Below are 22602 nucleotides of genomic sequence, written 5' to 3'. Positions count from 1 at the left end.
CCGGCGCGTTTTATCCGGGCATTTGCAAACCCAGCTTTGCAGCGACTTGCGCCACATCCTTATCTCCGCGGCCACTGAGGTTCACTATAATAACACGGCTCTTACCCATTTGCGGCGCGCGTTTGATGACCTCCGCGACGGCATGCGCGCTCTCCAAAGCGGGAATGATCCCCTCCAAATGCGCCAGTTTCATGAATGCCTGCAGCGCCTGGTCATCTTTTGCATAGGTGTATTGGACACGTTTCTGTTCGCGCAGCCAGGCATGCTCTGGACCAACCGCCGCGTAGTCCAACCCCGCTGAAACGCTGTGCGTAATCTGCACCTGGCCGAACTCGTCCTGCAACAGAAACGAGCGCGTCCCCTGCAGCACTCCCAGTGAACCGCCCTGGAATCGAGCTGCGTGTTTGCCGGCCTCGATTCCTTCCCCGCCCGCCTCGACGCCGATCATTTCGACCGATTCATCCTTGAGAAACGCATAGAACAGGCCCATCGCGTTGGAGCCTCCACCCACACACGCAACCAGGGCATCAGGCAGGCGCTGCTCCTTTTGCAGTATCTGCTCCCGGGCTTCATCCCCAATTACCCTCTGAAAATTCCGCACCATCAGCGGGTAAGGATGCGCGCCATAAACCGTGCCCAGGATGTAATGAGTGGTGCGCACATTGGTCACCCAATCGCGCATCGCTTCGTTGACCGCTTCCTTAAGCGTTTGCTGGCCCGCTTTGACCGGGACGACCTCCGCCCCGAGCATCTTCATCCGAAACACATTCAGCGCCTGCCTTTGGCAGTCCACCGCCCCCATGTACACGACGCACTTCAAGCCGAACATGGCCGCCACCGTGGCCGTTGCCACCCCATGCTGTCCCGCCCCCGTTTCGGCAATGATCCGCGTTTTGCCCATCCGGCGCGCCACCAGTATCTGGCCGACGCAATTATTGATTTTGTGGGCGCCTGTGTGCAGGAGGTCCTCCCGCTTGAGGTAAATCTTTGCCCCGCCCAGCTCGCGAGTCAGGCGCTCGGCGAAATAAAGAGGCGTCGGCCGGCCACAGAACTCTTTCAAATAGTATTGAAGCTCCCGGATGAACGAGGGATCGTTTTGGCAACGCAAATACTCTGCCTCGAGCTCCTGCAACGGGTGCATGAGCGTCTCCGGGACATAACGCCCGCCATACGGGCCGAAATGGCCCTGGGCATCGGGAACCACCCTGGTATCAATATCTGTCATTGGGACAGGATAACCGGCTAAGGCGCCCCAGTCGAGAAGGAGCCCGCCTAACTGCGGCGCAAAAAGAACGTATAGGCATTCGGATTATGCGTCTGCTCGCAGCCAATCTCCTGGTGTAAAAAGCTTCCGATATTTATCGCCTGGGCCGCGAAACCATGGGCTAGAAACAACTGCTTCATCCGTGCCATGCTCAAAAGGTTCCAATGATACTCCTCCACAGGGCGCGCCACATGTTCGGGAATCTCATCCATTTGGAAAAAACCCACGCACAGCCCACTACGAGTTACCCGGCAAACTTCCCCAACCGCCTCTTGCATTCCCTCAATCGATAGGTGCTCGAACAGGTCGTGAATGATGCAAAAATCGTAGGCCTTTTCGGGCGCATCGATTTCAAAGACGTTGCCCACGCGGACCTGCGCCGACGGAAACAACGCCCGGGCATTATCGATGTTCCTGGGGCAGAGGTCCAAGCCGGTGTAATCGATGAACCGGGCCATGCCATATGCCTCAATAAACCGGTAATCACTGGCCGACCCGCAGGCCGGCTCCAAAACCGACGGAACGGCTCCAAAACCGCCGGGTGACAGCGCGGTATTCCACAAATTCTGGAACAGATTCAGCGTTGCCTCGGGGTGGCGCGCTCGACGCTCGATAAATTCCGTGCCAGAAAGGAACCGTTCCACGTAATTTGTGACAGTGACGGTGAGTTCCCGAATCTCAGCCGGAAGGCGGGCGAATAGCTGCGCAATAAAAGCAGGAATCTCAATCCCCTCTGCGTTATCGGCACCACGGCGGAGGGCATAGAGCACGTTCTCGAACTCCTCGGGTTCGCTGGTTTGCCCAGCTAGTTTCCTAAGCCAGTTCATGACCGCCCCGAAACGCAGCTCCTGCTGCATCAAACCAGCAAAGCGTTCGCCGGAAAACCCGCGCACCAGGAATTGGCGGGTGAGAATGCTCTGGATGTTGATCCGCGGGTCCTCGACGCCGGCCACCATGTAATCACGCAGCCAGGCCGCCTCATGCCGCATCCATGACCTCGTCAGCCGTTCGGTCTCGCGCTGCAGCGACTCGTTCATTTCTCCTGGCACCGCGCGCCGGGATTTCCCGAGGCATTTCTTTGACCCTTTTGAAACAAGCTGGCTGAACCGTTTTACTTTGCCCTTAAATCCCGGGACCAAATTTCCCTCTGGGGTGAACTCCCTATTTCACCGGCAGGATGGATGAGTTAGAAAAGCTCTGCCAACAGATTCTCAACCGCCTTTCCAAGGAGGGGCGGTCTTTTTATTTCTTGGCTTTTTCCTTCTCGCCAGCCGTTTGGATTTCTTTCATGTACTTGGCCGGATTCTTGTTGAAATCCTTGAGACAATCCTTGCAGCAGAGCTTGATTTCCTGTCCCTTATAAACAAAGACATACGGCTTGTCCATCTTTCCCAGCTTCTCGCCAGAGACGATGCAGGTCTTAAGCGGATAGGGTTTGGCCTTCTTTTCGGCGTTCTGGTCAGCACCCAAAGTTGTCAACGGGCCAGCCAGTAGAGCCAGTGCAAGGGCGCCGGCGGTGATTTTTTTGATCGTGTTCATTTTTATGGTTTTAATTCAGTCACTCTTAATATACGCCACAGCGCGAGGAACCCCTCAGTGCTACTCGACAATTTTTGGCACGATGAACAGGCCATTGGCCTGGGCTGGGGCGTTCCTCAGCGCCTCTTCCTGAGACATCGAAGGGCGGACAACGTCTGGACGCATCACATTGACCAGCGGGAACGCATGGGCCGTCGGTTCGACACCGCTGACATCGACTTCCTCGAGTTTCTTAATGTATCCAAGAACATGCTCGAGCTGGGTGGCGAACTTTTGCTCTTCCTCTGCCGAGAGGGCCAGGCGCGCCAGGTGCGCGACGTATTTGACATTGATTTCAGGAGCCGGCATGGCGCTCAAGAGAAAGTCGGCGATCAGTCTTCGTCGAACTTGCGTTTAAGAAGCGTCTCGATTTCGTCCAGCGCCTGGGAGGCATCCTGACCATGGGCATGGACGGTTAATTTGCTGCCAGGCCCTGCGGCGAGCATCATCAGCCCCATGATGCTCTTGCCATTGACCTTCTCGCCGTCTTTTTCGACGAAGATTTCGCAAGCAAAGCGATTAGCAGTTTTGACAAACATGGCCGCCGGCCGGGCATGGATGCCCAGCTTATTGACGACCATGAAATCTTTGGTCATGATTGCACTGCTCACAGCTAGCTTCTTCGCGCTCATTTGGCGTTCCGATTATAGTTAGCCGAAACAGGATGCTTTTGCCAATAAAATCTGGAATACTTGGTCAACCGGACGCACGGCAGGATTCTTCAGGGCTGTGCGACTCTCACGCGTTCATTTGCGTCGATTTGAGGTTAAATCTTCGCAGCCGCCGCCATCCGCGAGATAAGCCGATCATTGAGTTCTTTGGCGGGATTGAACCCGGCGGATTTAAGCTTAGTCTGAAAAGCCGCCACCTCGATAAGGCGCGCCAAATCCCGGCCCGGTCGCACGGGGATGGTGATATGGGGGATATCGATACCGAGAATCTTGACGTATTCCTGCTCCATTCCGAGCCGATCCACATCCTGGACATCGTTCCAGGCCTTTAAGGTAATGACCAGGTCCACTCTTTTTTCATGGCGAATGCTGCGCACACCGAACATGGCGGCCACGTTGATAATGCCGATACCGCGCACTTCCATGTGATTACGGGTGACTTCGGCGCTTGTGCCCACGACCTCGCGGCCATCCACCAGCATCACCTTGGTGATATCGTCGGCCACCAGGCTGTAACCGCGCTCGATCAGGGCCAGGACGCTCTCGCTCTTGCCGATGCCGCTCTCTCCCTTAAGGATGACCCCTACCCCGAGGATATCGACCATGGTCCCCATCTCCGTTCCGCGCTCAGCGAACATCATTTCGAGAGCCAGGGTCGCCAGGTTAATGAACTTCATCGTGACCAGGGGCGTGCGAAAGATAGGGACTTGGGCGTCTTCGGCCGCTTTCAGAAAATGACGGTCGGCGTGCAGGTTGCGGGAGAAAACGACACACGGCAGTTTGTAGGAGAAAAGTGTCTGGTAGCGCAGAGAGGCTTCGTCTGCAGGAAGGGATTTGAGGAAGAATGCCTCGGCATTACCGATGACCTGCACCCGTTTAAAAGCGAAATAGCGGGTAAAACCCGAGAGCACAAGGCCGGGGCGATTGACGGTTGGCTCGCGGATGAGCCGCTTAAGGCCCGTGGCTCCCGCCAGCAGGTGGAGTTCAAGGGCGCTGGCATGTTCGGTGTAGAAGCGCTCGACAGTGACCACATCGCGTTGCATGGCATCTTAGAGGTTAAATTCCGGTCCGAGGTAAATCTCGCGGGCTTTAGGGTCGTTGACCAACTGCTCGGCGTTTCCTTCATAGACGACCTCGCCTTTGTGGATCAGATAAGCCCGATCAACCAATTTGAGTGTTTCCCGCACGTTATGGTCCGTTATCAAAATGCCCAAACCCCGCTCCTTGAGGCGGCGGATGATTTTTTGGACTTCATAAACAGCTATCGGATCAATGCCGCTAAAGGGTTCATCCAGCAAGAGGAGTTTCGGGCTGGTCACTAGGGCGCGAGTGATTTCGAGGCGGCGTTTCTCGCCGCCGCTTAATGTGTAGGCCATGCTCTTGGCAAGACGCGCCATGTCCAGTTCTTCAAGCAGGTACTTCAACCGCACGGCGCGTTCCTGGCGGCTCATGCGGCACGTCTCGAGAATCGCCAGGATGTTTTGTTCCACTGTGAGCTTGCGAAAAATGGAGGGTTCCTGGGTGAGATAACCAATCCCCAAACGGGCCCGCAGGTGCATCGGCAGCCGGGTGATGTTGCGTTCATGGAACAGGACCTGGCCTTCATTGGGCCGGACAACTCCCACAACAATGTTGAAGGTGGTTGTTTTACCTGCGCCGTTTGGCCCAAGAAGGCCGACGATCTCGCCGGGGGCAACTGAGATCGAGACGCCGTTGACCACCCGCCGGTGGCGGTATTCTTTGACGAGCTTTTGGGCCGTCAGCAGCGGTGTTTCCTTTAGATCGGCGGCCTGTGATGGACCGGGTTCGGCCTTCTGCATCTGAGGTTCGGTTAATGGCTCGCTCATTAAAAGTTTGGACCGGGCGGCCCGGCGAAGCCTCCCCGCATGGCGTGGGCCGGCCACTTTCCCGGGCTGGTCCAATTACCGTGCCCCGTGTGGCGTCGAGCCCAAACAGCAGCAGGCAGGCCAAGTAGATTGTTTCGTGGAATCATTTCTTTGGCAACACAAACGTATTAGTGGGGATCGCTTTGCCTGCCCCCATAATTTTGTAACCTGACCCGGGCATGCTGAGCGTGTTGTGAGTGCGGTCCAGGATGATGGTCCCGTTTTCGTTGGTAAGACTGGCCGTCTCGAGCCGAGCCGGTCTGCCGATGACCTCGATTGTATCGTTGGTTTGCCCTCCCACAACCGAATAGGAATAGACAGAATGGTCGCCCAGGCCATGGACCTTCTGACCGTGCTCATCGATCAGGTCGAAGACGACCTTTCCCTCGGCCACAATCGTCTTGGCCCCGTTTGTGGGGGCCTTCACCGTGAGGCTCTCGCAAATCCAGTTCATGCGCGGATGTGAGACATACACCCCGCCGCGGAACACCGCCGATTCCGGGCGAACAGTATATTGTTGGCTGAAGATTTGGGCGAATTGATTAGTAGCGGCTTTATTTGGCGGTGTGTTGGCGCCTGCGGGGCCTACCCCGGCGGTTTGAGGAAGTTCATCCGCCGGCAGCCGCATCGAGGCCTCTCCGCGCACGAACATCTCGTTGGATTGCGTGTTGATGCGCACCAAATCCCCCTTGCCCTGGCGGCGCCCGGCCTGCCAGGTCGGCCGAGCGGTCAATTCGAGCAGATTATTGGTGGCGGTATAAACGGCGTGCCCGCCGGTTAAGCGTTTGTCTTCCTCTTGGATCACCACATGCTGGTCGGCGACAATCCGCTGCAGTTGATTGCTCTGGCCGAAGGTCACCAGCATCCGGTCGCAGCTCATTCGCTCCTGAAGCAGCGCGTCGTTCCGTTCACTGACGCGGACGTGTCCGAGAAAGTTGCCCCAATTGGTGCGAAATTCGTAACTGTCCGATTGAATCTCGACGAATTGATTTGTCACGCTCAGGGTGCCGGCGCGCGGGGCATTGGAGCGCGAGAGCAACCCAGTGGTCTCGAAGCTTTGTCGCGGCAGCTTGAGCCAGGCCTTACCGTTTGCCTGGAAGATTTTGTTGGTTCGATCAATGACCAATTCGTCCCCACGCCCCTCGCGCTGTTCGGAGCGCCAGACTGGGCTGCCCGTAAAGCGGGCAAGGCCGGTGGCAGGGGTGTAAACCACGCGCTGGCCTGTGGCGTGGATAGGGAAAAAGTTGGTGATCAGGTAATCCATCGAGACGTTCTCCAAAGCCGTCAGGACCTGCAACCCCGTTGGGGTCCGCGCCCCGGTCATCGGCATCTTCACAACCAGCTTGCCCCCGCTCAGAAAAAGATTCGTGCCCGCCACTCGCACGTGACCGGTATAGACGCCCAAACCCGAATCGCGGTCATAAGCAAAACGATCTGAAAATATCTCGACAGGGGATGAGTCTGCGTTGGAGCTGCTGGGGCGCGCCCCACTACCCTGAAGCAACTCGGGCTCAATCACCGTATGCACGTGATTGGAAATAAACAGGCTGGAATTCGTCTGTTGCCACAGAAAACCTTCTCCTTCAATAGAAAACTTGCCATCAGCCGTTTGCACGTGCAGTCGTTCAGAGGAATTGGCCGATTGCGTTTTAGGGTCTTGAAAACATTGTGGCGTTTTGACGTCGAACTCAGGTTGGCCATTTTCCAGAAAGGTGTGCAGCTTGACGTTTCCGGTCAGCAGGAATCGCCCGTCCGGCAACTGCTGGCCTTGGCCGCCCTCGATCAGCGACTTCAATTGGCCTTCGTGAGCCCCGGAATAAGTGTCAGCCAGTTTGAAATTCTTTGCCGGACCCAGCTTTTGGCCGGCCGCCGTGAACGCCAACAGGAGCAAAAGGAGAATGCTTGCCACACGAGGGATGCAGAGCGGGCTTTCGGTAGGGCACGGGCCTGTGGTCGTTCTCATGCTCGCTCTAAGGCCGACAACCATCAAGAGGGCGCTCCGCCGCATTTTATCGGGTTGCGTGAAAAACCTTCAGCCAATTGACAAGCAGCCGGGGCATCTCCCTAAGCGGTATCATGTTCGGTCCGTCGCTGAGCGCCCGATCCGGTTTGGGGTGAGTTTCGACAAAGATGCCCGTTGCGCCGGCAGCCAGGGCGCTGCGGGCAAGCACCGGGGCAAACTCGCGCTGGCCACTGGACTGATGGCCGCCGGCACCCGGCAACTGAACTGAATGCGTCGCATCGAAGATAACCGGAAAACCGCAACGCCGAAGGATAGGGATAGAACGCATATCGGCCACCAGGTTGTTGTAGCCAAACGTGGTGCCCCGCTCGGTTATCAGCAATCGCGTTGCCCCCTCCCCTCGGGCCTTCTCCACGACCTGGCCCATTTCCAGCGGGGAAAGGAACTGGCCTTTTTTCAAGTTCACAATCCTGCCGGTGCGCGCTGCAGCAGCAATCAAATCGGTTTGGCGACAGAGAAAGGCCGGGATTTGCAGGATGTCCACCACCCCGGAGGTCTGTTGGGCCTGTGCTTCAGTGTGGACATCGGTTAGGACCGGCACCCCGATTGTGGCCCGCACCCGCGACAGGACGCTCAGCCCAGCCTCGATGCCCGGCCCACGAAAGGAGCTGCCAGAGGTGCGGTTGGCCTTGTCGTAGCTGGCTTTGAAGATGTAGCAGATGCCCAAGCTCTCGCAAACCCGCTTCAAGGTCGCTGCCACTCGAAGGCAGAGCTTCTCATTTTCGATGACGCACGGGCCGGCTATCAACGTCAGCCGGTTTCGCGTATTCAGGGATTTCCAAAGGCCGGAATCGCTCAGCACCCCCCGGTTGTAGCAGCCCCGAAGGCGAAAGTAAATCATCGGAACTGGCCAGCCGTGGCTCGTAGTGGCTCGCATTCTCCACGAACCCTGCCCGGGGCCAATGAGAGAGTCGGAGCAACGAGCCACCATTCCTGAGTGTAGGAGACGAGGTAAGGAGTCTCTGATCAGCAACTTCCGGGTGAACCAAAGGCGGCCAGTTGACAATTTTGATCAGAGACTCCTTACGTCGTCTCCTACAAAGGTTTGGAACTGACCTCGTATTGGGCTTGGAAACCTGCCTGTCCCTGTCTATTTGCCGCTTGCCATCCCCACGAAACACGCCACATTCTGCCTGTCTCTTGATACGTTTTTCACTTCCATGACATGGAAATCTTCAGGTGAACCTGGTTCAATGACGATTTGAGACCCGACCTTCGGGAACAGTATGGAGCGCAGAACTGTCCAGGGCAGTTTAACAGACCATGAGCACCAAATTATTCGTCGGGAATCTTGATTTCAAGGTTACCGAAAACGACCTCCGCGACGCCTTTGCCGCCCACGGCAATGTCGAGGAGGCTAATCTTGTTACCGACCGCACCACCGGGCGTCCGCGCGGTTTTGCCTTTGTCACGATGAGTTCACCCGAAGAGGCCCAAAAAGCCATCGACGCTTTGAATGGCAAAGAGCTGGGCGGACGTGCCTTGAACGTTAATCTGGCGCGGCCACGCGAGGAGCGTTCCGGTGGCGGTGATGGTGGGCGGCGCGGCTACGGCGGAGGGGGTGGAGGGCGTCGAGACCGCTACTGAGTGCAAAAAATCCTGCCGGGGCCGGGGCCCGTCAGGGTTGTGTTTACCCGGCGCCTTCCTTTCGGCTGGTCTGTGAGGTGTTGCTCGGGAGCGGGAACCGGTCAGACCCGATCGCACCATGAAAGAAATGCCTGTCGAAATTGAAGGAACAGTCCATACTGTTCTGCCAGGAACGATGTTCAGAGTCGAGCTGCAGAATAAACATCTCGTGCTGGCTACCATCTCCGGAAAAATGCGCAAACGCTGGGTACGGCTCACGATTGGAGACCGCGTTAAAATGGAGATGTCGCCCTACGATTTGGATAAAGCCCGGATTGTTTGGCGGCTGAAATAACACTAAAGTTATGACGCACCCCGTCATTATCCAAGGCGGCATGGGCGTTGCCGTTTCCGGGTGGCCCCTGGCCCGCGCCGTAGCGCGCCTGGGCCAGCTTGGCGTTGTCTCTGGCACCGCCCTGGCCGTGGTCCTGGCCCGTCGTCTCCAGCTTGGCGACCCCGACGGCGTCTTGCGCCATGCCCTTGACCGATTCCCATTCCCAGAGATGGCCGCTCGCGTGCGCAAGGACTATTTCACCCACGGCGGCAAGGCCCCCAGGGCCCCTTTCAAGCTCACACCGATGCCCGCCCTGCGCCCGCGCCGGAACCTCGTCGAGCTCACCGTCGTCGCCAATTTTGTTGAGGTCTTTCTAGCCAAAGAAGGCCACCCGGGCCTCGTGGGCATCAATTACCTCGAGAAAATCCAACTTCCCACCCTGCCCTCGCTCTACGGGGCCATGCTCGCAGGCGCGGACTATATCCTCATGGGGGCGGGCATCCCACGAACCGTTCCGGGAGCTTTAGACCTTCTCGCCGAGGGCCAGCCCGCTTCTCTGCCGGTTGATGTTGAAGGCGCTCTCCCGGGTGAAAAGACAACCTCCACCTTTGACCCGCAACTCTTCTGCTGCGGCCCGGCGCCGCGACTCAAGCGCCCGCTCTTTCTTGGCATCGTCGCCTCCGCCACCTTGGCCATTACCCTCGCCAAAAAAGCCAATGGCCGCGTCGATGGCTTTGTCGTGGAAGGCCCCACCGCTGGTGGCCACAACGCACCACCGCGCGGCCCGCTCCAGCTCAGCACCGATGGCGAACCCCTTTACGGCCCTCGCGACGTCCCGGAATTGGACAAAATCCGCGCGCTCGGTTTGCCCTTTTGGCTCGCCGGCGGTTATGGCCAGCCGGGCAAACTCGCCCAGGCCCTCCGGTTAGGCGCAACCGGAATCCAGGTCGGCACCCCCTTTGCCTTCTGTGAGGAATCCGGTATCCTGCCTGCGATTCGGCGACAAACCATTGCGTTGAGCCGTCTCGGCCAGGCTCGCGTCTTCACTGACCCAGTGGCCTCCCCCACAGGCTTTCCCTTCAAAGTCGCCCAACTGAAAAACACCATTTCCAACGCAGACAACTATCGCGCCCGCCATCGCATCTGTGACCTCGGCTATTTGCGCCATCTCTATCGCAAAGCCGATGGCTCCATCGGCTACCGCTGTCCCGCAGAACCGCTCGAACAATACCTCCGCAAAGGTGGCGCTGCCGAACAAGCCCTTGGCCGCATGTGCGTCTGCAACGGCCTGCCCGCCACCATCGGGTTCGCCCAGGTCCGCGACCAAAGCCCCGACGAACTGCCCTTGGTCACCGCCGGCGACGATCTCGTATCCCTCGCCCAGTTCCTTGCCCCCGGTTGCGATTCCTTCTCCGCCGCCGACGTGCTCGACAAGCTCTTGGTCTCCACAGAATGTTCAGCGGAGTGCGCTCCGTCCCCGGGCGCAGCAGCTTTGGAAGCGTGAGCGGTGCTCCGGTGCTTGCTGTGGCGCCTGGACCGCTGCCTTCGAAACCCTCTGTTCCCTCTGTTACCTGAATCGTTCCCCTAACTTACCCGAAGCGCTGGTCAAGCGCCATGGGCATGAATACACTTCCGCCATGACCACCGGAACGGCCCGTGACCTCCCACACGATTTGCTCCTGCCCACGCTCCTTTTTGCCGCGCTCGGCGGGATGACCTGGGCCGTTCGCGGTTGTTCCGGTTTCGGCGGCATGGATGGCTGCATCTTTGCGGGGGTCGCTTGGGGGACCGCCTGGTGGTTCATTGCCCGCGGACCAGAAGAGCCCCCATTTCGCAGATACCGCTCGGGATGGATTATTTTGGCTCTGACAATCGGCGTCGGGCTCTCGGGCAGCAGAGGCTGGATGCAATGGCCTAGCTTTTTCGACGGCCACCTCCAGACCAACACAGCACAAGGGAGGTTCGTTCCCATCTCCCGCTGGTATGGTTTTGTGTGGCTCTTCATTGCGGGAATGCCCTGGGCGGGTCTGGGCGCCTGTTTGCTTGCATGGTCGGCTCCACAACGCCCGCTGCTTACCCGCGATTGGGTTCTGCGCATTGCCTGTGGCCTGGGCGGGGCTTTGCTGGCCAGACTGTTCTTCGAGCATTCCCCCGAGGTTTGCCTGCCGTTATACAAAAGCCTTCACCTCCAGTACCACGACCTGCTCGCCAACCCCAACCTGGGCCGCTTAATGCGCGACAACCGCGCCGCTCTCGAACATCTAGGGTTGTATTTGGGTTTCCTTGCCTTTGAACTGGCCCGGCGCGATTGGAAGAATGTCACTTTAATTGCCACCGTCGGCACGCTGAATGGTATGGGCTGGGCGCTCTGCCAGAACTGGCGCTGGGCCCCGCGCTTGTGGCTGGACGCAACCTTCAACTGGTGGCGCTGCTGGGAATCCTGCGGAGGCATTAGCATCGGCATGGCTTATGGCGTTGCCTTCTACCTTGTCAACCGGCCCATAGTTCCCTCTCTTCTCCCTCTCGCCTCCCCAAGGGGAGAGGGTTGGGGAGGGGGGTCCCTCCCAGGGCTCTGTCCCACCGTCCTCTCACCCACCTCGGCCAACCTCGAGCGCTTCGCCTGCTATTCGGCGCTCATTTTCGGTTTGGGGTTGTCGGTCAAAAATGGGCTGAAAGGCTGGGCCAATCTTTACCTGGGAAACGAAGATTACTGGGACCACATCCTGTGGCTCGTTATCGGTCCGCTGATGCTGGCCGGCCTGCTGGCCATGGCCGCTTGGCTCCGCTTTCGGCCCTTGCCCACGCCGCTTCGTGGGGAGGTTTTCCCCCATGATTACCGCCTCATTTGGCTTGTCCTGGTCACCCAAAACATCCTCGCCCAATTGGTCACCGGCCCGCATTCATCCTGGATTGAGAGCGCGTTCAGCTTTTATTATCTTCTCCTTTTCGCCATCTCCGGCGTCATCGTCTTTCATTTCCAGGCGCGCCGCCATTCCTTTGCAGGAGACAAGCGCGGCCCATAGTGGGCAGGTAAGCCCCAACTATAAGTCCAACCGCAAGAGGAGAGTTCAGGTCGAGCAACAGTCGTCCGAGTCGGGTGGACGATTACGTAAGTGCCATTTTTGCCCGGATAGAATCGGATGGGCTCGGATGACTTCGGATAGGCGCGGAGCCTAACGATTCAAAACCGAGGGTACCCAAGGTGATCCGAGGCTAGTAAGAGCCGGACGCGAGGCTATCCGAGGCTATCGGAGGGCAGAACTCTGAAAGGGAACTGAAATAGGTCCCGGCTGCTCGCGCCTGCTCTCGCCTGCTCCCGTTTTTGAGAGAGAGCGGCGAGAGGAAAGGAGAGCAGACGAGACCTTAGGCCGGCGGGAACGGGAGTGATCCGGAGTGAGTATGGGAATTTTGATTTTTGATTTGCGATTGTTGGGTGGCCGGTGGGCGCTGGGCGGTCCGGCGAGGAAAAGGGGGAAAAAGCTTGTGCGCGTGGGAAAGGGAAAACAAATTGTAACATGTAACATTAACGATAAAGTTGCTGATATGCTGCGGATTTTCTGTTACACTTTTGAAGTGTAACATCGCCCTTCATAATTTAACAGCGGGCTTATTGGCCTGTACACGGGGTATCGACCAGCTCCTTCGTCGTCGAGCCTGTATGGCCATGGCAAGATGGCGGTATTCAGGTAATTCTTGACGAGTCCTGGTCAGCCACTTTCCGCAACAAGATTCAAGCACTGTTCGCCCTAATGGGTGAACCTCCCACCTCGCCCCGATGGGAGCCCAAGCGGCAGGCGCCTGTTTTCGCTTGTCGGCCCGGCAGCTTCCTGTAGGATGAGGGCGTGCTGAAACTGCCGAATCCCGTGAGCAGCCGCCAGGGCGGCCAGCTTACTGTTTGACAATGCCGGCCCCTTTGACAAGCAGCGCGCTGCTGGCGCCGAGCGAGCCAACGGTTCAGCCCCGGCGCAAGGGGACCCTCCTGATTGTCGATGACGAAGAAGGGCCGCGGCAGTCGCTGCGGGTGATTTTCAAAGATGATTACCATTTGTTGATAGCCAATGACGGCCCGACAGCGGTGCAGATAGTCCAGCAGAACCGGGTGGATGTGGCGGTGCTGGACATCCGGATGAATGGGATGTCAGGCATCGAGGTGCTGGAACGCTTGAAGTATGTCGAGCCGGGCATCGAGGTGGTGATGATGACCGCTTTCGAAACCACCGATACGATGCGCCAGGCCCTGCGGCTGAGGGCATGCGATTACATCAACAAACCCTTCGATGTGCCCACCATGCGCGCGGCCGTGGCCAACGCGATGCAGCGGCGCACCCTTGAAGGGGAGATTCATAACAATGCCGAGCAGCTCCAGGAATTGCTGGCGGAATTGCAGGACCACAAAATCGAGGAGCAGATGGCCCATACCCGGGGAGAGATTTACGCCAGCATCATCCATGACATTAACGGGCCGCTCACAGTGATTTCGGGGTTCGTTCAGCTTCTCAACCAGCGAATCGGCAACGCCACCCAGCTCGAACTGCAGGACCTGGAGTTCATCAAGGACCGCCTCAAGACTATCACACGGCAGGTGACCAACTGCATCGAGATTTCGCGGCGGTATTTGGGATTTCTACGGCGGCACCAGGACGACGCCCCGCGCGTTGGGGTTAATCAGCTCCTGGCGGACCTTGGCCACCTCGTGCGCGTGCATCCCAGCCGGCAGAATCATCCATTCGCCGTTCACCCGCTGGCCGAAGACATCGCCGTGCGCATGAATGGGACCGACGTCATCCAGGTGCTGCTGAATCTGGCCGTCAATGCCTTCCAGTGCGCCCCCCAGCAACACTCTGTAGAAATCGAAGGCAGGGTCCTGGCCCGCCCGCTGGACCTCGCCACCTTTAAGGATGGGCCGCAGGACCGGCTTCTGAATGTCGAGAATTTTAACAATACCGCGCCGCTGTTGGCGTTAATCGTGCGGGATGCGGGTCCGGGCATTCCCCCGGAGCTGTTGCCGAAGATTTTCCAACCCTATTTCTCGACTAAGGGGGCCCGGCAGGGGACCGGCCTGGGACTGAACATTGTCCAACGCCTGACAAAAGAAGCGCAAGGCGCGCTCCACCTGCACACCGAGCTTGGGGTCGGCACCACCTTTTCCATCTATTTGCCCGCCGTGTCACTCGCAATCGAGAGCCAGGGCAATTCTCACAGCCCGGCCTCGCCCTCAATTAACGGCTCAGCTCCCCCTTAAGGGCCTTGTGCAGTTGGCCGGCTGTTTTGCGCGACGCCGGGAGCAGCCAGGAAGAACGCTCGGCAAACCGGAACAATTTCACCTCTGGCAAACTCGACACACAAAACACGCTTTGCTGCCCGTACAGAAACAGACCACGCCACCCAATGCTGCAGGAGCGCAGCTCACGAATCTCTTCGAATGGGATGGTCAACTGGACGGAATCGCCTGAAAAGACCAATTCGTTCTCGGTAAAGCTAAGCCAGCCCACATCATCGGCGTCCTCGATCAACGCTCGCAGTCCGGAGTGAATCCGCGGACTCAAAGTCAACTGGGCTATAAAGCCGTCTTTGGCCCCAGGCGGGATGAGAGGCCGGACCAGCCTCGCAATATAAGGGTTTCCAAAGCCGAACGGGAGAAAGAAAAGGCTGGCGGCAATCACCGCCACCGGGCAGAGGAAAGTCAGCAAGCTCAACTTCATCACGCTCAAGAGCAGCATCGAGATGACCACCGGCACCATGAGCAGCAGGCCGTAAGCGCAGGTGGCCAGCACCGCCCAAAGGCCCAGCAACCGGGCAGGACCAACGCGGATTCGAGCCGCAGTGGAAGGCAGGGGCTCGCGCATATTATAGGACCAGGCGCTTCTGAGAATCCGCACGTTGTCGCATGGCCGCAGGGTACTGACTGCTGTTGGGGGCGTCAACGCCCCTCAGTTTCTATAGTTTCCGTCGCCAGTTGCCGGGCCTGCTCGATCAGCCTCAAATCCTCAGCCAGATTCCCAAAACGAAATCGGGGCGCGCCGCTCTGCTCCTGGCCCAGCAACTCGCCTGGCCCGCGCAGTTTCAAGTCCGCCTCCGCGATCTCGAATCCATCGGTAGTGGCCTCGAGCACGCGCAAGCGGCGCCGGGATTCTTTGCTCCCAGCCCGCGCCACAAGGACGCAAAACGAATCATGCGTCCCGCGGCCAATGCGTCCGCGGAGTTGGTGCAGTTGGGCCAGGCCGAACTGCTCGGCGTTTTCAATCACCATCAGCGTGGCGTTAGGCACATCGACCCCGACCTCGATCAGAGTCGTCGCGAGCAGGGCCTGGACCTGGTTGGCCCGGAACCGCCTCATCACGTCCTCTTTCTCGCCCGTGGCCAGCCGGCCATGGAGCAGGCCGAGGTGAAACGGGGCGAGCCGTTGGCGCAGGGCGTCGAATTCTTTCGTGACAGCCTTTACCTCGTTAACTCCGCCGTCTTCAACACGGGGGCAGATGACATAGGCCTGCCGGCCTTCGGCCAATTTGCCCCGGACAAAATCCCAAACCTTGGGCAGCGTATCGGCGCCGCGCACGAAGGTCTTGATGCGGCCTCGACCGGGCGGCAGTTCATCGATGCGCGAGCTGTCCAGGTCCCCGTAAAGGGTGAGGCCGAGCGTGCGCGGGATGGGTGTGGCGGTCATCACCAGCAAATGGGGGTAGCGCCCTTTGCGCACGAACTCTTCGCGCTGGACCACGCCGAACCGGTGCTGCTCATCGATGATGACAAGCCCGAGGTTCTCGGCCATGAACCCCGGCTGTATCAACGCATGCGTGCCGATGGTCAGAGACAGGGGAGTGGATGATTTTGCGTTGGGGTTTGCAGCCTCTCGCGCTGGGGCCAGCGCTTCGGTTTTGCGGCTTGCGGTGCGAAGTCCCACGCGCACCCCCAGTGGCCTGAGCCAGTCGCTGAAGGTAAGAAAATGCTGCTCGGCCAGAATCTCCGTCGGGGCCATGAGCGCAGCGCTGTAGCCGCTTTCCAAAGCCATCAATGCGCAGCAGGCCGCAACCACCGTCTTGCCCGAGCCGACGTCGCCCTGCAGGAGCCGCCGCATCGGATGCGCTCCGCTCATGTCTTTACGCAACTCGCGCAACACCTTCGTTTGGGAAGCCGTGAGCGTGAACCCGAGCCGGGCAAGAAACGGTTTGATGAGGTGGTTGTCGCCACTGCAAGGCAGTGACTGGGCATTGGCTTCAAAGTTTCGCCGCCGAAGCTGGATGCGCCGCTGCAGTTCGATGAATTCATCCAGTGCCAGCCGGCGCCGGGCTATCTCAGGCTCCCCGGGGGCTTCCGGGAAGTGCAACATCCGAATGGCGCGCGCGCGCGATGGGAAACTCATTATTGCTGCAGAATTAGCGGCGAGCATTCGCGCGCGGGGGTCTGGCGCACTCGAAGCTGCTTTGGCCGGGGCTGCAAGGTTCAGTTGGGGCCAGGGCTCATCGATGCGGGTTTCAAACGCCTGCAACGTGCGCCAGACCATTGCCCGCAACCAGCGTTGCGGCAGACCTTCGGTCAGCGGATAAACCGGCGTGATGCGGTTGAGATGAATGAAGCTCTCCTCGCCTCCTTCGAGAACTTCAGTTTCCGCATGGTCGATGGTGCGTGGCTTGAGCGAGACTGGTCTGCCGAACACGAGCACTTCATCACCGGGTTTGAAGTATTTTTCCATGTACAGCAAGTTCCACCACCGGCAATGCAGGCGCGCCGAACCGTCATCGAGGATTATCTCGAAAATGGATTTGGAGTGCTGCTTGTACCATTTAGTGCCCATGGCGACGATCTTGCCGTGGGTAATCGCCGGGCTGCCCTTTTCCAGTTCGGCGATTCGGCGCAGATGTTGCCGGTCTTCATACCGCAGGGGCCGGTGCAGGAGCAAATCCTCGATTGTCCGGACTTCCAGGCGCGCCAACTGGCCGGCTCGTTCGGGCCCAACCCCAAATAGACTCGTCACCGGGCGTTTCAAGGGCGAGACAGTAGAACTGGCAACAGTCATCCCCGGGCAAAATACCGGGCCTGATGCAAAATCCGAGTCTTTTTGTGGGCAGGTGACTAAAGAATGGGCGCGCTGCCGTCGAGCATCTTGACCTTGTTGTGGAGGAAGTACTCCTTGGTCAATGCCCGCATCATGGCGCCGCGCTGGTCAAAGAGCCGGCGCAATTTACGCGGCTTGTGCCGGGCAAGGGCGTAATGTGTGAACAGCGGCATGGCGATCGTCGTATCGGTATAGCACACGATAGCGTCGGGCAACTTGGTTGGATCGACCTTCCCCCAACTCACGGCCTCGCTGGGTGTGGCGCCGGAGAGGCCCCCGGTATCGGGCCGCGCGTCGGTGACCTGAATAAAAAAGTCCTGGCCGAATTCTTTGATCCGCAGCACCTCCTGGATTTGCGGCTCGGTCTGGAGCATGAAATTCTTCGGGCTGCCCCCTCCCCAAAGGACCACGCCGCTTTTGCCCCCGCTGCGCTTGGCCGCCAGGACGAAGGCAGTCGTCTCGTTCACGTCAATCGAGGGATTGACTCGAAGCCGGTTGCCGCGCAATTCGACTCCGGCCACGTTCATCCCGATGGTCGAATCGCCGGGCGATGACGTATAGCAAGGGACTCCCGCCCGATACGCGGCGGCGAGCACCGACACGTCCTTAAGCCGGTTCTTGCGCTCCCATTCCGCGCAATATCGCCCCAGCAGATAGTGCAACTCGGCGGTCCCCATCTCCTTCTGGAACTCGGCCTGGACGAGAATTTCGCGCAGGATGTCGTCGGTGGCCATTAAGCCGTCCGAATAAGGAATGACCACGTCATAGACGCGGACCAAATCATTATCGCGCAAATCGGTGTCATCGAATTTGAAGCTGCCGGCGTGCAACGGGTAATTGAGGGCGAAATGCATGTCGTGATAGAGGTTGGCCCCCGTGGACACGATCCAATCGACAAACCCGGCCTTGATCAGCGGGATGATGCTCGAACAACCCAGGCCCGCCGGAGTCAGCGCGCCTGAGATGCTCATGCCAATCGTCACATCCGCATCGAGCATCTTATTGGCGAAGAGCTGGCAGGCCTCCTTCAATCGCGCTGAGTTATAGGCCAGAAAAACCTCGTCGATTAAATCGTCGAGCTTTTGCCTGCCGGTAATGTTCTTTGGCAAAATCCGCTTGCCCGCCATGTACTGCTTCTTGTGCGGGCATTGCTTTTCTTTCATCCAGTCCGGCAGTTCCGAAATATCTTCGCGAGACCGGACGTGTTTCTTGTGCGCTTTAGCCATAAATAAAAATTCAATTCGGACAAAATTTGCGCAGAACGATACGCAACACACCGGCCTTGCCAATGTTTAAATTGCGCGCCAAACCCTTCGTTACGCTTCATCAGTTCCCAAGCGCACCCGCATTAGCAAAGGGGTTGGAGACGTATTGCAGCCGGCTCAGCGCTTGCTTGCGCATGGAAATGCTTCCAAGATTTCCTAAAAATTTATTGACTTGTGGCGGGGCAACGGAGTAGCATCGTGTTCAGCCGTGAACTAAAGGAACGTCTATGTCCCTGATGGATGCTCTTCTGCTGGACCCCTTCGCGCTCGACGTGTGGATAGCGCCCCGGACCGACGGCGTCGCCGGCACCGGTACCGAGAGTGATCCTCTGGACGGTAGCACCCAGGCAAAGTTCGATGGGGCCATGCTGGCGCTGCCGATTTCTGTGACGGGAGTTTCCTACAGCGGGACCACGGTCACTGTCACCGCTTTTGACAACGGGTATTCGAATGGCGATTTGGTCCTGATAGCGGGTGCGACAGGGCCTAACGGGGGCCCGTTCAACGGTATCTTCTCGATTTTCGGGATCAATGTTGCCACCGGTCAGTTTTCCTACACCACAACTCAGCCCCAGGGCCTGCCCAACGGCGCTATCACGTGCCGGTTGGCGGTCTCAGCCGGGGCGATGATTCCTCTCCCGTTTAATCCTCCGGCCGCTGTCCATCTGGGACCAGGCACTCTTCAAACACAGGGCTTTGCACCGGGTTCCACTTCCTCACAAACCCAGTGGCAGCCGGGCGCTGCCTTAAAGGTTTTCGGCTCGGGGATGGAAGTGACGGTTCTCCAGCTCGTTGGGGCCAGTGCGCCTTATGAATACGCCGCCATCGGGTGCAACTACAACGATTACCTTGACTCCTTCGAGGCATCCGACTTTACGGTGGACTGCAACCTGGCCGGCCAAGCGTCTTCCAACGTCGCCTGCGGCGCCATCCAAGTGGTGGGCAAGCACACGCGCACCAGGAGGATTCGGGTGATCAATTTTGGCACACAGACACCAGGTTTTGAATGCTTCCCGCTGACCGCCGGCGGAGCGCACCCGGACAATCCTGAATGCTTCGACGATATCATCGAGGATTGCATTTTAGAGCAGCCTTCGATCAATAACGTTCGCGAGACCACCTGCATCAATATTGGGGGTGGGGAGCGGCCTACGGATGGGCTGACGGCCTATCACCGGGCTTGCGTGATCCGACGCTGCTTTTTGAATTGCGAGTACCGGGTGAACCCTGTCCCCGTCTCGTCGATCAGCATCGCCGGGGTGGCGGCTACGCTAAAAACGAGCTTGCCGCATGGCCATGTGGCCGGCGACGTGGTTAGGATAAGCGGAGCATTGGTCAATGGAACTGCGAATAACTCCTTTAACGGATCGTATTCAATAGCCTCGGTAATTGACGGCTTCACGTTCACCTATAACGTTGCGACCCCCGCGCCCACAACCAATGCATCGGGCGACATGTGGGTGGACCGCTTCTCGAGTCAGTACCTCACGATAATAGGCATGACTGTAGCATCGGCGGGAGGGAACAATTATACTGTGACACTAACCACGGCCACACCGCATTTCCGCATTCCAGGAAACAACGTGGTCGTTTCAAATGTTTACGACGCTAACAGTTCGACAAGTCCAAGCCCTTTGTACAATGGAGCCTTTACGGTCACGAGTGTCACCACCCCAACTGTTTTGCAATTTATCATCACGAGCTCAACGACACCTCCTAGCGTCACCTCGGTGAGTTCGGCGTTTGTTGGAGTACCATTTCAAACTCTATCCGCTGACGCGGGCGCAGCGGCCATCGTGGAGCTAAACCGGGTCCTTAACGCAAGGTTCGGCGGGCCTTACCATGACACCTACAATTCGAGGGACGTGACGGTTCGCATGAATCTCTATAGGGCAGTTGTTACTGGGCCATACCAGAATCTGGGAGGGCTGAGTTCTTCAAGAGCACTGGTCTCGCTGACGTATGACTTGGAAACCGGTGTTTATGTTGCCACGGCTTCGACCTCCTATGCCCACGGCTTCGTAGCCGGGGATGCTGTCAAGGTCACCAATGCCACTGGGCAAATCTATGACTATTTGAACGGAGTGTTCACGATCCTGTCGGCGGATCAGCAAACGTTCAAATACAATCTCGCGGGCAACCCGAACCCACCCAACAACTCCGGCTCCAGTCCGACTGGGGACTACGCCAGATTGTGGCAGTGTGATCGGCTGGTAATTGAATCTAACGAAATCGAACTGGTACCAACACCTTCGAATTGGGGTTCTCCGTATGGAATTCTGGTAGGCTACGCCATCTCCAGTTCTCCGCCCCTGGTTCAAGAATCTGTAATCCGTCACAACTGGATCCGGCACCTTGATGGGCTTTCGGATCCATCAGGTATGACTCAGGCCACGGCCATGCTCATTGATGGATGTGAAGAACTCATTAGCGAAGAGAATGCCATCGACCTGAATTCACCCACACCCCTCAATTTTGAGTACTGCACTAACACCGAGTTCTTCGCAAACCAGTCTCCGGAAGGAGCATTGATTCCTTGCTACAACCTTGCGACGAACATGAGTGCTAGCGAACTCCAAACGAATATCGATGATGCGGTGATCCTCGCGTTCTAGAGCCGAGAGCAAATTTATGGGAAAGCAACCGAGAACCAAGCGGGCAGAGCAGTTGCTCCTCATCGCCATCATAATCGCAGTTCCCCTGGGTCAGACCTTGGCAGATGCGTTCGTTGGTGCGCCGAGTGCTCCCAGCCCCGGGCCAATGGAAACACCGAGCGTCTTGCCTTTTGCGATCAACTGGGCCGGTTTTTCCTCGATGCGCTACCAGCAAATTTATAACGCTTCGCTTTTCACCAACGTAGGCTCCGACTTCATTTACATCACCACTTTGACGTTCCACTTCCAACTCACCCCCGTGTATGGGCGGGGGGCAGCTCCCTGGACCGTCACAAACATACAGATTAACCTTTCAACCTGCACCAACGGCGCAGATGGCTTGAATCCCGTCTTCGCCAATAACGTTGGGTCCGACAATACCGTTGTTTTTGGCCCCAAGAGCTACACGTTTTCTGGCGGCCTCAGTGGCGACACTCAAGTGATTCCGTTCGACCGACCATTTCATTACAAACCGCCGCTGGGCGATCTCCTGGTGGACATTCGCGTGTTTAACGCCAGCGGACCCGTCAATTACAACTTTGCGGTGCCTTCATTTGACGCCTATGCCTCGCCAACCGATGAAGTCTCCCGCGTTTGGGCAACCAACGTGACGGCCCTATCGGCTAACGGATCGGATACAACCGGACTGCTGACTGCAATACAGTTTAGCCCGATCCCTGCATTGCGCATCTATACTTCTTTCTTTGGAACCTCGACCAACTGGGTTGCAATAGAGTGGCCCACCCAGCCCACGGTATTCGTCCTGGAGTCGTCTTCTCTATCGGGAGGCAGCGTGTCTTGGCAGCTATTGACAAACGCTGGAAGTGGTCCCAGCGCTTTCTTTCAGCGTTATTACTTCCCGGTCGATTCGACCACCAATAGCCGGTTTTACCGACTGGTCTGGCCATCGGGCCAGTGAATTGTTTCGATTGATAGGAAAGCAAAAAAGCTATGGCGTTAATTGATGCATTACTGTTGGACGCCTACCGGATGAATATCCGGGTGGGATACCGGACGGACGGTTTTGCCGGACGCAGAGCCGCCATGCATTCTCCCTCCCCTCCTTTGGAGGAGAGGGTTGGGGAGAGGATGCCTTGGTTCCTGACGGCACTGGGTTCACCGGTTTGGTTGCGGCTCCGTTGCGCCGAACTGGTTTGCTGTCCTGCGCCCTGTCCTTTTCTGCTTATTCCGCAATCGTCAAAGGTTTTTAAACTTTTTCATTTTTGGTGAAAGATTTAGGCACCTGGTCACGTATTAGGGGCATGAGAATGTTTTTGATGAAATTTATTGACGCGGGGGGGGGGGCAG

The 22602-nt window shown here is 57.9% G+C and carries 19 protein-coding genes; 7 read left to right on the top strand and 12 right to left on the bottom strand.

What is annotated here, in order from left to right; translation table 11 throughout:
- Positions 1-10: 10 nt before the first annotated feature.
- The 9 genes from trpB to kdsA form a co-directional block, all read right to left on the bottom strand.
- Positions 11-1225, bottom strand: a complete 1215-nt coding sequence (trpB, locus tag VG146_14230; protein ID HEV2393505.1) for a tryptophan synthase subunit beta — start codon at positions 1223-1225, stop codon at positions 11-13.
- 47 nt (positions 1226-1272) lie between these two features.
- Positions 1273-2301 (bottom strand): class I SAM-dependent methyltransferase, encoded by a 1029-nt coding sequence (locus tag VG146_14225; GenBank protein HEV2393504.1) that lies wholly within the window; start codon positions 2299-2301, stop codon positions 1273-1275.
- Positions 2302-2506: 205 nt separating this feature from the next.
- A complete protein-coding gene (locus VG146_14220) occupies positions 2507-2803 on the bottom strand; it encodes a hypothetical protein (protein ID HEV2393503.1) in 297 nt (98 codons plus the stop codon).
- A gap of 60 nt (positions 2804-2863) precedes the next feature.
- Entirely contained in the window at positions 2864-3151 is a 288-nt protein-coding gene (gene gatC / locus VG146_14215; protein HEV2393502.1) for an Asp-tRNA(Asn)/Glu-tRNA(Gln) amidotransferase subunit GatC, read from the bottom strand.
- A gap of 23 nt (positions 3152-3174) precedes the next feature.
- Positions 3175-3474: an HPr family phosphocarrier protein gene (locus VG146_14210; GenBank protein HEV2393501.1), complete on the bottom strand. Its 300-nt coding sequence runs from the start codon at positions 3472-3474 to the stop codon at positions 3175-3177.
- Positions 3475-3608: 134 nt separating this feature from the next.
- Positions 3609-4556, bottom strand: a complete 948-nt coding sequence (gene hprK / locus VG146_14205; protein HEV2393500.1) for an HPr(Ser) kinase/phosphatase — start codon at positions 4554-4556, stop codon at positions 3609-3611.
- 6 nt (positions 4557-4562) lie between these two features.
- On the bottom strand, positions 4563-5360 hold the full coding sequence (lptB, locus tag VG146_14200) for an LPS export ABC transporter ATP-binding protein (protein HEV2393499.1): 798 nt from the start codon (positions 5358-5360) through the stop codon (positions 4563-4565).
- A gap of 142 nt (positions 5361-5502) precedes the next feature.
- Positions 5503-7362, bottom strand: coding sequence for an LptA/OstA family protein (locus VG146_14195; protein ID HEV2393498.1), 1860 nt, complete (start codon positions 7360-7362; stop codon positions 5503-5505).
- A gap of 46 nt (positions 7363-7408) precedes the next feature.
- Positions 7409-8263: a 3-deoxy-8-phosphooctulonate synthase gene (gene kdsA, locus VG146_14190; GenBank protein HEV2393497.1), complete on the bottom strand. Its 855-nt coding sequence runs from the start codon at positions 8261-8263 to the stop codon at positions 7409-7411.
- A gap of 422 nt (positions 8264-8685) precedes the next feature.
- Here kdsA and VG146_14185 point away from each other — a divergent pair, with 422 nt between their 5' ends.
- From VG146_14185 to VG146_14165, 5 genes are all read left to right on the top strand, one after another.
- Complete coding sequence (locus VG146_14185) at positions 8686-9009, top strand: RNA-binding protein (GenBank protein HEV2393496.1); 324 nt, start codon at positions 8686-8688, stop codon at positions 9007-9009.
- Between the two features lie 118 nt (positions 9010-9127).
- A complete protein-coding gene (gene infA / locus VG146_14180; protein HEV2393495.1) occupies positions 9128-9343 on the top strand; it encodes a translation initiation factor IF-1 in 216 nt (71 codons plus the stop codon).
- A 10-nt stretch (positions 9344-9353) separates the two neighbouring features.
- On the top strand, positions 9354-10826 hold the full coding sequence (locus VG146_14175; protein ID HEV2393494.1) for a nitronate monooxygenase: 1473 nt from the start codon (positions 9354-9356) through the stop codon (positions 10824-10826).
- Positions 10827-10959: 133 nt separating this feature from the next.
- Entirely contained in the window at positions 10960-12345 is a 1386-nt protein-coding gene (locus VG146_14170; protein HEV2393493.1) for a hypothetical protein, read from the top strand.
- An 878-nt stretch (positions 12346-13223) separates the two neighbouring features.
- Positions 13224-14564, top strand: a complete 1341-nt coding sequence (locus VG146_14165) for a hybrid sensor histidine kinase/response regulator (protein ID HEV2393492.1) — start codon at positions 13224-13226, stop codon at positions 14562-14564.
- On the opposite strand, the gene VG146_14160 is transcribed toward VG146_14165, so the two are convergent.
- The 3 genes from VG146_14160 to speY form a co-directional block, all read right to left on the bottom strand.
- Positions 14542-15168 carry a hypothetical protein gene (locus VG146_14160; protein HEV2393491.1) on the bottom strand — a complete coding sequence of 209 codons (627 nt, stop codon included), beginning with the start codon at positions 15166-15168 and terminating at the stop codon, positions 14542-14544. The genes VG146_14165 and VG146_14160 overlap by 23 nt on opposite strands.
- A 74-nt stretch (positions 15169-15242) precedes the next feature.
- Entirely contained in the window at positions 15243-17336 is a 2094-nt protein-coding gene (gene recG, locus VG146_14155) for an ATP-dependent DNA helicase RecG (protein ID HEV2393490.1), read from the bottom strand.
- A gap of 56 nt (positions 17337-17392) precedes the next feature.
- A complete protein-coding gene (speY, locus tag VG146_14150) occupies positions 17393-18601 on the bottom strand; it encodes a deoxyhypusine synthase (protein HEV2393489.1) in 1209 nt (402 codons plus the stop codon).
- 266 nt (positions 18602-18867) lie between these two features.
- On the opposite strand from speY, the gene VG146_14145 reads away from it, so the two are divergent.
- Both VG146_14145 and VG146_14140 read left to right on the top strand, forming a co-directional pair.
- Complete coding sequence (locus VG146_14145; protein HEV2393488.1) at positions 18868-21255, top strand: hypothetical protein; 2388 nt, start codon at positions 18868-18870, stop codon at positions 21253-21255.
- Positions 21256-21271: 16 nt separating this feature from the next.
- A complete protein-coding gene (locus tag VG146_14140) occupies positions 21272-22213 on the top strand; it encodes a hypothetical protein (protein ID HEV2393487.1) in 942 nt (313 codons plus the stop codon).
- Positions 22214-22602: the final 389 nt, after the last annotated feature.

This window comes from Verrucomicrobiia bacterium (assembly GCA_035946615.1).
GTDB lineage: Bacteria > Verrucomicrobiota > Verrucomicrobiia > Limisphaerales > UBA8199 > DASYZB01.
This window is presented reverse-complemented; position numbering and strand designations above follow the sequence as displayed.